Here is a 14,535-nt window from a genome sequence, read left to right as displayed (position 1 = left end):
AATTTATTAAAATGTCTCTTCTAATAAATCTACTTTTCTTTGGTAGTATTTATACGTTTCAATTTGTGCTCTAAATATTGGGGCACCATTTCTTTCTCTATATTTATTATCTAATTTATCAGAATGGTAGCGCGCTTTTACATTTCCTTTCCAACCTAAATCAAAATTATCAATCAATTCATTTTTAATTTCTTGATCATAAATTGGGCAAGTTACTTCGACCCTACCGTCTAAATTTCGTGTCATAAAATCAGCTGAAGATATATAAACCTCCGTTTGCCCTCCATTACCAAAAATATAAATTCTAGAATGTTCTAAATAATTATCAACAATACTAATCGCTTCAATATTAGCACTCATTCCTTTAACACCAGGTATTAAAGAACAAATTCCTCTGACTTCTAGTTGAATTTTCACTCCTGCATTACTTGCTTCATATAGTTTATCAATCATTCCAAAATCAGACAAACTATTCATTTTTAGCTTTATATATGTTTTTCTCCCAGCGAGAGCATGGGAAATTTCTCTATCTATTAATTTATAAAATCGAGTACGTGTGTAATGCGGTGAAACAATAAGATGCTTATAACGATGAATTCTATAATTGATGTCAAAAAATTCAAATACTTTCGAAATATCTTTCAAAATTTGTTGATGACTCGTGAATAAAGTTACATCAGTATAAACTTTAGCAGTTGACTCGTTAAAATTTCCAGTTGAAATAAACCCATATCGTTTTGTTTTTCCTTTTTCGTTTCTTTCGATCACGCAGATTTTGCTGTGTACTTTCAGTCCTTTAATTCCAAAAATAAGATTGATTCCTTCCTGTTGCATTTGCTCTGCGTAGGAAATATTAGAAGCCTCGTCAAAGCGAGCTTGCAACTCAATTTGTACTGTTACTTTCTTTCCATTTTTTGCAGCATTAATAAGAGAGCTAATAATTTGAGAATTTTTAGCCAGTCGGTAAAGTGTAATTTTAATAGAGGTAACTTTAGGATCTAGCGCCGCTTCTCTCAAAAATTTTGTGAGATATGAAAAAGATTGATAAGGTGCATTTAGCAAATAATCTTTTTTACTTATTTTTTCTAATATACTTCCTTCTATGCTTAATCCCGGAATAGGTAAAGGAACATTTGTTTTGTATAATAAATCAAATCTTCCAAGGTTTGGAAAATTCATATAATCCCTTCTATTATGGTATCTTCCTCCTGGTATAATACTATCAGTGGAAACAATTTTCATTTTATCTAAAAAAAACTGTAAGGTATCTTTTTCTATTAATTGATCATAAATAAAACGAACTGGTTCACCAATTCTTCTGTCTTTTACACTAGTTGAAATTTTCTCTAACATGCTTTTACTCAAGTCACTATCAATATCCAATTGTGCATCTCGACTGATTTTTATCATATGAGCTGATACACTCTCATAATCAAAAATGTTAAAAATACTTTTTAAATTATGTCGAATGACATCATCAATTAAAATAACATATTGTTTTTCATCGTTTGAAGGTAAAACAACGAAGCGATTCATTGTTTTTGGAATTTCGATAATTGCATAACGAACTTCCGCATCTGTATTCATTACTAATTTTATAGCCAAATAACCTAAATTATCTTTCAACAATGGAAATTCAGCTAAATCATTTAAAATAATAGTTACTAACTCAGGACTCAACTTTTGAATAAAAAAATCTTTTAGAAATATCTCCTGTTCAACTGAAATTTCATTTTCATTTATAATAAAAATGTTTTCATTTTCAAGTTCATTTTCGATTCCTTTAAGTATAAGTAGACTTTCTGTTTGATGTTCAATTACTATTTCAGTAATATCTTTTACTAATTGTTGAGCTGAGATACCTCCAAGAATTTTTTCTCCAGATTTGCCAGAAAGACTCAATCTTCGTATTGCTGCAAATCGAACTCTAAAAAATTCGTCTAAATTATTGGAAAAAATTCCTAAAAATCGCAATCTATCTAAAAGTGGTACTGAATCGTCTGCTGCTTCTTGTAGTACTCTGGCATTAAAAGCTAACCAACTTTTTTCTCTATCTATATATTTTTGATCTAACACTATATTAATTTTATTTTAAATCTTTTGGAGCTATTATTTTTTTCGTTTTACCTTTTTTTATTTTTTCCCAATAATCTGTATCAAATTGCAAAGATACAAAACCTGCTGTAGGAACATTATCTATAAAAACATCCCCAAATTTATTAACAAAATTTGTAATTGCGGCATTATGTCCAAAAAGAATCAAACTATCATAAGAATTACTGCAAGATTTAACTATTTTTTCTAATTGTCTTTCATCAAAAGTGTATAGTGTATCTTTATATACAATACTTTCCATAGGATATAATACGTTTTGAGCAAAAATTACAGCGGTATCTGATGCCCGTTTTGCTATACTACTCCAAATGATAAATGTTTTGGGCAAGTCGTTAATTATATTTAAAGATACCAAATGGGCATCTTTGTAACCCCTTTGATCTAATGGTCTATCGATATCTTTTAGAGGTGCATCCCAATTTGATTTAGCATGTCTTATTAATATTAGATTTTTCATATTCTCAATCTTTCTGATTAATTTCTTAAATATTTTAACCGAAATAGAAAGATACAATATATATAGTTATTAAACATTATTCCTTTTAAAATATTCTTAAAATCACTTTTGTATTAAAAAAAAACAAGTAATCACAATTAACTCACATAAAAATTAACATAAAATTTAGATTAATTACAGATAAACCTTTGAAAACAGTTGTTTTTTAACTTTTTATTTGCTAAAAAAGCGTCATTTAACGAGTTTTTAAGCTATTCGAAGAGAAAATTAAAAAAAATAATTTAATGTAATTAGTTTAGCTCTATCTAATTACGAATGCGAATATTATTTTGTCCTAATTGAAGCTTTATAAACCTATATAAAATTGATCCTATGAAAACAATTTTACCCAATTCAAAATTAAAACAGTTTATCATTTTTGTTTTACTTATTCTATCTCTATTTATTTCAAATTGTTACGCTCAAAATTCCTATGATGGAAATTATTGTCCAGGTCCTGGAGCTGTTGGTGATGAATACGGTACAGGAACGGTGTTTAGCGCACTATTATCGACTTCTCCGTCTTCAACCTGTCAGGTTGGAACAATTAGAGCTAAAGTTGACACTCAAACTGAAGTATTAAGATTGGGAATGAATATCGGTAATAGTGGTGCAGCTCTTTTTAGATTGTATTTAGACACAGATAATAACAGCGCAACTGGATTAACTTCTGATACTTTTGGAGGAAGCATATCCGTAGCAGGAGCCGAATATGTTATAGAAATTAATTCTAATGCTAGCTCTTTTACATTATATAAATGGGACATTTTAACTCAAAAATTAATCTTAGCAGATATTACTACTGGACTTGCTGCTAAAAGCGGTACTATTTGTACTAGTGGTGCTTCATTTCTAGAATTTAATATCCCTTTTGGAAGTCTTGGTATTAATATTTGCAATGCTACTCCTGGAATAATAAATATTACAAAATTAGCATCAGTTAGTGGTAACTCTGCTTCTTCAAAAAGATGTGTTGATACTCCTCTAACATTTGGTATTCCTCTAAAAGGTTCGGTGGGTCCTAATTCAACTGTATGCTATGGTGCAAATAGTACAACTCTAACAATTAGTGGTCTTCCTAGTAATGCAACTATTATTAATTGGGAATCATCAGTAAGTCCATTTACATCGTGGACTAATATAGGTAACATGTCAACTACTTATACTGCAACTAACTTATATGTAACTACGAAATACAGAGCCTTGTTTTCAAGTTCTGGCTTATGTAGTGGGTCTAGTATTTCAACCGTAGAAGCAACTGTAACAGTTCGCCCTGCCATAGTTGCAACTCTCAGTTCTCAAGTAAATGTCTCTTGTTTTGGTGGTAACGATGGTTCTGTTGTCATTACTCCTGCTGGAGGAACGGCTGGATACACCATCACGCCCGCTCAAACAGGATTGACTGCTGGTTTACATACCTTCACTGTGACGGATGCTAAAGGATGTCAAACTACAATTGATGTAACGATTACTGAGCCTGCTGTAGCTTTAAGTGCAACAGCCGGAACGCAAGTAAATGTGTCTTGTTTTGGTGGTAACGATGGGTCTGTTGTCATTACTCCTGCTGGAGGAACGGCTGGATACACCATCACACCTGCTCAAACAGGATTGACTGCTGGTTTAAAAACTTTTACCGTAACCGATGCTAAAGGATGTCAAACTACAGTTGATGTAACCATTACTGAGCCTGCTGTAGCTTTAAGCGCAACAGCCGGAACACAAGTAAATGTGTCTTGTTTTGGTGGTAACGATGGGTCTGTTGTCATTACTCCTGCTGGAGGAACGGCTGGATACACCATCACACCTGCTCAAACAGGATTGACTGCTGGTTTAAAAACTTTTACCGTAACGGATGCTAAAGGATGTCAAACTACAGTTGATGTAACCATTACTGAGCCTGCTGTAGCTTTAAGCGCAACAGCCGGAACACAAGTAAATGTGTCTTGTTTTGGTGGTAACGATGGGTCTGTTGTCATTACTCCTGCTGGGGGAACGGCTGGATACACCATCACACCTGCTCAAACAGGATTGACTGCTGGTTTAAAAACTTTTACCGTAACGGATGCTAAAGGATGTCAAACTACTGTTCAGGTTACTATTACTGAACCTGCTGTAGCTTTAAGTGCAACGGCCGGAACACAAATAAATGTCTCTTGTTTTGGTGGTAACGATGGGTCTGTTGTCATTACTCCTGCTGGGGGAACGGCTGGATATACCATCACACCTGCTCAAACAGGATTGACTGCTGGTTTAAAAACTTTTACCGTAACCGATGCTAAAGGATGTCAAACTACTGTTCAGGTTACTATTACTGAGCCTGCTGTAGCTTTAAGCGCAACAGCCGGAACACAAGTAAATGTGTCTTGTTTTGGTGGTAACGATGGGTCTGTTGTCATTACTCCTGCTGGAGGAACGGCTGGATACACCATCACACCTGCTCAAACAGGATTGACTGCTGGTTTAAAAACTTTTACCGTAACGGATGCTAAAGGATGTCAAACTACTGTTCAGGTTACTATTACTGAACCTGCTGTAGCTTTAAGTGCAACGGCCGGAACACAAATAAATGTCTCTTGTTTTGGTGGTAACGATGGGTCTGTTGTCATTACTCCTGCTGGGGGAACGGCTGGATATACCATCACACCTGCTCAAACAGGATTGACTGCTGGTTTAAAAACTTTTACCGTAACCGATGCTAAAGGATGTCAAACTACTGTTCAGGTTACTATTACTGAACCTGCTGTAGCTTTAAGCGCAACAGCCGGAACACAAGTAAATGTCTCTTGTTTTGGTGGTAACGATGGTTCTGTTGTCATTACTCCTGCTGGAGGAACGGCTGGATACACCATCACGCCCGCTCAAACAGGATTGACTGCTGGTTTACATACCTTCACTGTGACGGATGCTAAAGGATGTCAAACTACAATTGATGTAACGATTACTGAGCCTGCTCTAGCTTTAAGCACAACGGCCGGAACACAAGTAAATGTGTCTTGTTTTGGTGGTAACGATGGGTCTGTTGTCATTACTCCTGCTGGAGGAACGGCTGGATACACTATCACGCCCGCTCAAACAGGATTGACTGCTGGTTTACATACCTTCACTGTGACGGATGCTAAAGGATGTCAAACTACAATTGATGTAACGATTACTGAGCCTGCTGTAGCTTTAAGCGCAACGGCCGGAACGCAAATAAATGTCTCTTGTTTTGGTGGTAACGATGGGTCTGTTGTCATTACTCCTGCTGGGGGAACGGCTGGATACACTATCACACCCGCTCAAACAGGATTGACTGCTGGTTTAAAAACTTTTACCGTAACCGATGCTAAAGGATGTCAAACTACAATTGATGTAACGATTACTGAGCCTGCTCTAGCTTTAAGTGCAACAGCCGGAACGCAAATAAATGTGTCTTGTTTTGGTGGTAACGATGGGTCTGTTGTCATTACTCCTGCTGGAGGAACGGCTGGATACACCATCACACCTGCTCAAACAGGATTGACTGCTGGTTTAAAAACTTTTACCGTAACCGATGCTAAAGGATGTCAAACTACAATTGATGTAACGATTACTGAGCCTGCTCTAGCTTTAAGTGCAACAGCCGGAACACAAGTAAATGTGTCTTGTTTTGGTGGTAACGATGGGTCTGTTGTCATTACTCCTGCTGGAGGAACGGCTGGATACACCATCACACCTGCTCAAACAGGATTGACTGCTGGTTTAAAAACTTTTACCGTAACGGATGCTAAAGGATGTCAAACTACTGTTCAGGTTACTATTACTGAACCTGCTGTAGCTTTAAGTGCAACGGCCGGAACACAAGTAAATGTGTCTTGTTTTGGTGGTAACGATGGGTCTGTTGTCATTACTCCTGCTGGAGGAACGGCTGGATACACCATCACACCTGCTCAAACAGGATTGACTGCTGGTTTAAAAACTTTTACCGTAACGGATGCTAAAGGATGTCAAACTACTGTTCAGGTTACTATTACTGAACCTGCTGTAGCTTTAAGTGCAACGGCCGGAACACAAATAAATGTCTCTTGTTTTGGTGGTAACGATGGGTCTGTTGTCATTACTCCTGCTGGGGGAACGGCTGGATACACCATCACACCTGCTCAAACAGGATTGACTGCTGGTTTAAAAACTTTTACCGTAACCGATGCTAAAGGATGTCAAACTACTGTTCAGGTTACTATTACTGAGCCTGCTGTAGCTTTAAGCGCAACAGCCGGAACACAAGTAAATGTGTCTTGTTTTGGTGGTAACGATGGGTCTGTTGTCATTACTCCTGCTGGAGGAACGGCTGGATACACCATCACACCTGCTCAAACAGGATTGACTGCTGGTTTAAAAACTTTTACCGTAACCGATGCTAAAGGATGTCAAACTACTGTTCAGGTTACTATTACTGAACCTGCTGTAGCTTTAAGTGCAACGGCCGGAACACAAATAAATGTCTCTTGTTTTGGTGGTAACGATGGGTCTGTTGTCATTACTCCTGCTGGGGGAACGGCTGGATATACCATCACACCTGCTCAAACAGGATTGACTGCTGGTTTAAAAACTTTTACCGTAACCGATGCTAAAGGATGTCAAACTACTGTTCAGGTTACTATTACTGAACCTGCTGTAGCTTTAAGCGCAACAGCCGGAACACAAGTAAATGTCTCTTGTTTTGGTGGTAACGATGGTTCTGTTGTCATTACTCCTGCTGGAGGAACGGCTGGATACACCATCACGCCCGCTCAAACAGGATTGACTGCTGGTTTACATACCTTCACTGTGACGGATGCTAAAGGATGTCAAACTACAATTGATGTAACGATTACTGAGCCTGCTCTAGCTTTAAGCACAACGGCCGGAACACAAGTAAATGTGTCTTGTTTTGGTGGTAACGATGGGTCTGTTGTCATTACTCCTGCTGGAGGAACGGCTGGATACACTATCACGCCCGCTCAAACAGGATTGACTGCTGGTTTACATACCTTCACTGTGACGGATGCTAAAGGATGTCAAACTACAATTGATGTAACGATTACTGAGCCTGCTGTAGCTTTAAGTGCAACAGCCGGAACGCAAATAAATGTCTCTTGTTTTGGTGGTAACGATGGGTCTGTTGTCATTACTCCTGCTGGGGGAACGGCTGGATACACTATCACACCCGCTCAAACAGGATTGACTGCTGGTTTAAAAACTTTTACCGTAACCGATGCTAAAGGATGTCAAACTACAATTGATGTAACGATTACTGAGCCTGCTCTAGCTTTAAGTGCAACAGCCGGAACACAAGTAAATGTGTCTTGTTTTGGTGGTAACGATGGGTCTGTTGTCATTACTCCTGCTGGAGGAACGGCTGGATACACCATCACACCTGCTCAAACAGGATTGACTGCTGGTTTAAAAACTTTTACCGTAACCGATGCTAAAGGATGTCAAACTACAATTGATGTAACGATTACTGAGCCTGCTCTAGCTTTAAGTGCAACAGCCGGAACACAAGTAAATGTGTCTTGTTTTGGTGGTAACGATGGGTCTGTTGTCATTACTCCTGCTGGAGGAACGGCTGGATACACCATCACACCTGCTCAAACAGGATTGACTGCTGGTTTAAAAACTTTTACCGTAACGGATGCTAAAGGATGTCAAACTACTGTTCAGGTTACTATTACTGAACCTGCTGTAGCTTTAAGTGCAACGGCCGGAACACAAATAAATGTCTCTTGTTTTGGTGGTAACGATGGGTCTGTTGTCATTACTCCTGCTGGAGGAACGGCTGGATATACCATCACGCCTGCTCAAACAGGATTGACTGCTGGTTTGAAAACTTTTACCGTAACCGATGCTAAAGGATGTCAAACTACAATTGATGTAACGATTACTGAGCCTGCTGTAGCTTTAAGTGCAACGGCCGGAACACAAGTAAATGTGTCTTGTTTTGGTGGTAACGATGGGTCTGTTGTCATTACTCCTGCTGGGGGAACGGCTGGATACACTATCACGCCTGCTCAAACAGGATTGACTGCTGGTTTAAAAACTTTTACCGTAACGGATGCTAAAGGATGTCAAACTACAATTGATGTAACGATTACTGAGCCTGCTCTAGCTTTAAGCGCAACGGCCGGAACACAAGTAAATGTGTCTTGTTTTGGTGGTAACGATGGGTCTGTTGTCATTACTCCTGCTGGAGGAACGGCTGGATACACCATCACGCCCGCTCAAACAGGATTGACTGCTGGTTTAAAAACTTTTACCGTAACGGATGCTAAAGGATGTCAAACTACTGTTCAGGTTACTATTACTGAACCTGCTGTAGCTTTAAGTGCAACGGCCGGAACACAAATAAATGTCTCTTGTTTTGGTGGTAACGATGGGTCTGTTGTCATTACTCCTGCTGGGGGAACGGCTGGATATACCATCACACCTGCTCAAACAGGATTGACTGCTGGTTTAAAAACTTTTACCGTAACCGATGCTAAAGGATGTCAAACTACTGTTCAGGTTACTATTACTGAACCTGCTGTAGCTTTAAGCGCAACAGCCGGAACACAAGTAAATGTCTCTTGTTTTGGTGGTAACGATGGTTCTGTTGTCATTACTCCTGCTGGAGGAACGGCTGGATACACCATCACACCTGCTCAAACAGGATTGACTGCTGGTTTAAAAACTTTTACCGTAACGGATGCTAAAGGATGTCAAACTACTGTTCAGGTTACTATTACTGAACCTGCTGTAGCTTTAAGTGCAACAGCCGGAACACAAATAAATGTCTCTTGTTTTGGTGGTAACGATGGGTCTGTTGTCATTACTCCTGCTGGAGGAACGGCTGGATACACCATCACACCTGCTCAAACAGGATTGACTGCTGGTTTAAAAACTTTTACCGTAACGGATGCTAAAGGATGTCAAACTACTGTTCAGGTTACTATTACTGAACCTGCTGTAGCTTTAAGTGCAACGGCCGGAACACAAATAAATGTCTCTTGTTTTGGTGGTAACGATGGGTCTGTTGTCATTACTCCTGCTGGGGGAACGGCTGGATATACCATCACGCCTGCTCAAACAGGATTGACTGCTGGTTTAAAAACTTTTACCGTAACGGATGCTAAAGGATGTCAAACTACAATTGATGTAACCATTACTGAGCCTGCTGTAGCTTTAAGTGCAACAGCGGGAACGCAAATAAATGTGTCTTGTTTTGGTGGTAACGATGGGTCTGTTGTCATTACTCCTGCTGGAGGAACGGCTGGATACACCATCACACCTGCTCAAACAGGATTGACTGCTGGTTTAAAAACTTTTACCGTAACCGATGCTAAAGGATGTCAAACTACAATTGATGTAACGATTACTGAGCCTGCTCTAGCTTTAAGTGCAACAGCCGGAACACAAGTAAATGTGTCTTGTTTTGGTGGTAACGATGGGTCTGTTGTCATTACTCCTGCTGGAGGAACGGCTGGATACACCATCACACCTGCTCAAACAGGATTGACTGCTGGTTTAAAAACTTTTACCGTAACCGATGCTAAAGGATGTCAAACTACAATTGATGTAACCATTACTGAGCCTGCTCTAGCTTTAAGTGCAACAGCCGGAACACAAGTAAATGTGTCTTGTTTTGGTGGTAACGATGGGTCTGTTGTCATTACTCCTGCTGGGGGAACGGCTGGATATACCATCACACCTGCTCAAACAGGATTGACTGCTGGTTTAAAAACTTTTACCGTAACGGATGCTAAAGGATGTCAAACTACAATTGATGTAACGATTACTGAGCCTGCTCTAGCTTTAAGCGCAACGGCCGGAACACAAGTAAATGTGTCTTGTTTTGGTGGTAACGATGGGTCTGTTGTCATTACTCCTGCTGGAGGAACGGCTGGATACACCATCACGCCCGCTCAAACAGGATTGACTGCTGGTTTAAAAACTTTTACCGTAACGGATGCTAAAGGATGTCAAACTACAATTGATGTAACGATTACTGAGCCTGCTCTAGCTTTAAGTGCAACAGCCGGAACACAAGTAAATGTGTCTTGTTTTGGTGGTAACGATGGGTCTGTTGTCATTACTCCTGCTGGAGGAACGGCTGGATACACCATCACACCTGCTCAAACAGGATTGACTGCTGGTTTAAAAACTTTTACCGTAACGGATGCTAAAGGATGTCAAACTACTGTTCAGGTTACTATTACTGAACCTGCTGTAGCTTTAAGTGCAACAGCCGGAACACAAGTAAATGTGTCTTGTTTTGGTGGTAACGATGGGTCTGTTGTCATTACTCCTGCTGGGGGAACGGCTGGATACACTATCACGCCTGCTCAAACAGGATTGACTGCTGGTTTAAAAACTTTTACCGTAACGGATGCTAAAGGATGTCAAACTACAATTGATGTAACGATTACTGAGCCTGCTCTAGCTTTAAGCGCAACAGCCGGAACACAAGTAAATGTGTCTTGTTTTGGTGGTAACGATGGGTCTGTTGTCATTACTCCTGCTGGAGGAACGGCTGGATACACCATCACGCCCGCTCAAACAGGATTGACTGCTGGTTTAAAAACTTTTACCGTAACCGATGCTAAAGGATGTCAAACTACAATTGATGTAACGATTACTGAGCCTGCTCTAGCTTTAAGTGCAACAGCCGGAACACAAGTAAATGTGTCTTGTTTTGGTGGTAACGATGGGTCTGTTGTCATTACTCCTGCTGGAGGAACGGCTGGATACACCATCACACCTGCTCAAACAGGATTGACTGCTGGTTTAAAAACTTTTACCGTAACGGATGCTAAAGGATGTCAAACTACTGTTCAGGTTACTATTACTGAACCTGCTGTAGCTTTAAGTGCAACGGCCGGAACACAAATAAATGTCTCTTGTTTTGGTGGTAACGATGGGTCTGTTGTCATTACTCCTGCTGGAGGAACGGCTGGATATACCATCACACCTGCTCAAACAGGATTGACTGCTGGTTTGAAAACTTTTACCGTAACCGATGCTAAAGGATGTCAAACTACAATTGATGTAACGATTACTGAGCCTGCTGTAGCTTTAAGTGCAACAGCCGGAACACAAGTAAATGTGTCTTGTTTTGGTGGTAACGATGGGTCTGTTGTCATTACTCCTGCTGGAGGAACGGCTGGATACACCATCACACCTGCTCAAACAGGATTGACTGCTGGTTTAAAAACTTTTACCGTAACGGATGCTAAAGGATGTCAAACTACTGTTCAGGTTACTATTACTGAACCTGCTGTAGCTTTAAGTGCAACAGCCGGAACACAAATAAATGTCTCTTGTTTTGGTGGTAACGATGGGTCTGTTGTCATTACTCCTGCTGGAGGAACGGCTGGATACACCATCACACCTGCTCAAACAGGATTGACAGCTGGTTTACATACCTTCACTGTGACGGATGCTAAAGGATGTCAAACTACAATTGATGTAACGATTACTGAGCCTGCTGTAGCTTTAAGTGCAACAGCCGGAACGCAAATAAATGTGTCTTGTTTTGGTGGTAACGATGGGTCTGTTGTCATTACTCCTGCTGGAGGAACGGCTGGATACACCATCACACCCGCTCAAACAGGATTGACAGCTGGTTTACATACCTTCACCGTAACCGATGCTAAAGGATGTCAAACTACAGTTGATGTAACCATTACTGAGCCTGCTGTAGCTTTAAGCGCAACAGCCGGAACACAAGTAAATGTGTCTTGTTTTGGTGGTAACGATGGGTCTGTTGTCATTACTCCTGCTGGAGGAACGGCTGGATATACCATCACACCTGCTCAAACAGGATTGACTGCTGGTTTAAAAACTTTTACCGTAACCGATGCTAAAGGATGTCAAACTACAGTTAATGTAACCATTACTCAACCAGAAATCGCAGTATCTGTTAGCGGAATTGCTACTAATGTTTCTTGTTTTGGTCAAGCTAATGGTTCGATTACTGTAACTAATAGTACTGGTTCTACTGTGGTAATAACGAATGCTACTAATCAAGTGGTATCTAATATAAACTTACCTGCTGGAACTTATACTCTTACCGCTACAGCAAATGGTGGTAATGAAGGAAATTCTTGTTCAGCTACTGCTCAAGTAATCATCACACAACCTGAAATTGCAGTAACCGTTAGCGGAATTGCTACCAATGTTACTTGTTTTGGTCTAGCCAATGGCTCAATCGCAGTAACTAGTAGTACAGGTTCTATTGTTGTAATAACCAATGCAGCTAACGAGGTTTTATCTAATACCAACTTGCCTGCTGGAACTTATACTCTTACAGCTAATGATGAAAGAGCATTCTGTAATGCTACAACTTCCGTTACTATTACTCAACCAGAAAAAATTGAACCTATAATAATTGAAAGTACTGCATGTAATACTGATAATACATTAACTATTGATTTAGTAACTCTCTTACCTCAAGGTACTCCATTAAATGGTATTTGGATTGATGATAATACCGGAGTTCTAATAGGAAATATATTCACTCCTTTTGGAGTATCTCAAGGTATTTATAATATTCAATATGAAATTGAAACTGATGGTTGTCCAATAACATATATCATAAAAATGAATGTTTCTGATGCGGATTGTGGTATTGTTTTAGGTTGTGGTGTCGTTGAAGTACACAATGCTTTTTCTCCTAATGGTGATGGAATTAATGAGCAATTTATAATTGATAATATAGAAGACACAATATGTTATCCCGAAAATACTGTTGAAATCTATAACCGTTGGGGAATATTAGTTTATGAAACTCAAGGATATAATAATACTAGTAAAGTTTTTACGGGTATATCACAAGGTAGAACGACAATTAGCCAGTCTTCTGGATTACCTTCTGGAACGTATTTTTATATATTAAATTATACATCAGTTGATGGAAATGGAAATATTCAAACCAATAAAAAGAATGGTTATTTATACCTTACAAGATAAAACAAACTCAAATCTGATTCTAAGAATTAAAAACTCTTAGATTAAAAAAATAGAACAAAATGAAGAGAAAAATCATATTATCCGTTTTACTATTTGCGGGAATTGTAAGTTATGCGCAACAAGATTCCCAGTTCACACAGTACATGTATAACACAGTCAATGTCAATCCTGCTTATGCTGGGTCAAGAGGAGTTATGAGTATATTTGCTTTACATCGTACACAATGGGTAGGATTAGATGGCGCACCTACTACAAATGCTGTCTCAATAAACACTCCTTTAAATTCCAGCAAATTAGGTTTAGGGGTGTCAGTAATAAATGATAAAATTGGTCCAATTCATGAAAACACTATTTCTGCAGATTTATCATATACAGTTCCAACATCTGAAACTTTTAAGTTGTCCTTTGGAGTTAAAGCAACTGCTAATTTATTTGATTTAGATGTGTCAAAATTAAATCCTGTTGATGATGACCCAAGTTTACATGATTATAATAATAAATTTTCACCAAATATAGGTGTAGGTCTATACCTTCATTCCAGTAAAGCTTATGTAGGTTTTTCGGTTCCAAATTTTATAGAATCTAATCGTTACGATAGTAATGAAGTTGCCATTTTTAAAGAAAAAATAAACTATTATTTAATTGCTGGTTATGTATTTGATCTTAATAGCAACATTAAATTTAAACCTGCCTTACTTACTAAAATGGTAAAGGGTGCCCCTCTTCAAGTTGATGTTTCTGGAAACTTTATGTTTAATGATAAGTTTATGGTTGGATTAGCATATAGATGGAGTGCTGCTATAAGTGCAATGGTTGGAATGCAAATATCTGATGGATTATATATTGGCTATGGTTATGACCTTGACAACACTAAATTGGATAATTATAATTCCGGCTCTCATGAAATATTCTTGCGATATGAATTATTTAAAAATAATGACAAAATTACGACTCCAAGATTCTTTTAATATATTTATATT

4 protein-coding genes are annotated in these 14,535 nt (G+C 38.7%); 2 read left to right on the top strand and 2 right to left on the bottom strand.

Features of this window, described 5'->3' with window-relative positions; genetic code table 11:
• Positions 1-6: 6 nt before the first annotated feature.
• Together ppk1 and AB3G39_RS09965 are read right to left on the bottom strand one after the other, a co-directional pair.
• A complete protein-coding gene (gene ppk1 / locus AB3G39_RS09970; protein WP_367753222.1) occupies positions 7-2,076 on the bottom strand; it encodes a polyphosphate kinase 1 in 2,070 nt (689 codons plus the stop codon).
• 10 nt (positions 2,077-2,086) lie between these two features.
• Positions 2,087-2,572: a histidine phosphatase family protein gene (locus AB3G39_RS09965; protein ID WP_367770066.1), complete on the bottom strand. Its 486-nt coding sequence runs from the start codon at positions 2,570-2,572 to the stop codon at positions 2,087-2,089.
• A gap of 372 nt (positions 2,573-2,944) precedes the next feature.
• Here AB3G39_RS09965 and AB3G39_RS09960 point away from each other — a divergent pair, with 372 nt between their 5' ends.
• Positions 2,945-13,555 carry a gliding motility-associated C-terminal domain-containing protein gene (locus AB3G39_RS09960; protein WP_369769331.1) on the top strand — a complete coding sequence of 3,537 codons (10,611 nt, stop codon included), beginning with the start codon at positions 2,945-2,947 and terminating at the stop codon, positions 13,553-13,555.
• 59 nt (positions 13,556-13,614) lie between these two features.
• Positions 13,615-14,523 carry a type IX secretion system membrane protein PorP/SprF gene (locus AB3G39_RS09955; protein ID WP_367753228.1) on the top strand — a complete coding sequence of 303 codons (909 nt, stop codon included), beginning with the start codon at positions 13,615-13,617 and terminating at the stop codon, positions 14,521-14,523.
• Positions 14,524-14,535: the final 12 nt, after the last annotated feature.

The sequence above is a fragment of the Flavobacterium sp. WC2416 genome (assembly GCF_041200095.1).
GTDB lineage: Bacteria > Bacteroidota > Bacteroidia > Flavobacteriales > Flavobacteriaceae > Flavobacterium.
This window is presented reverse-complemented; position numbering and strand designations above follow the sequence as displayed.

What these genes read in the sequence shown, in the direction of transcription:
- AB3G39_RS09965 (WP_367770066.1), bottom strand. Translation starts at nt 2,572, where the DNA reads ATGAAAAATCTAATATTAATAAGACATGCTAAATCAAATTGGGATGCA.
- AB3G39_RS09960 (WP_369769331.1), top strand. Translation starts at nt 2,945, where the DNA reads ATGAAAACAATTTTACCCAATTCAAAATTAAAACAGTTTATCATTTTT.
- AB3G39_RS09955 (WP_367753228.1), top strand. Translation starts at nt 13,615, where the DNA reads ATGAAGAGAAAAATCATATTATCCGTTTTACTATTTGCGGGAATTGTA.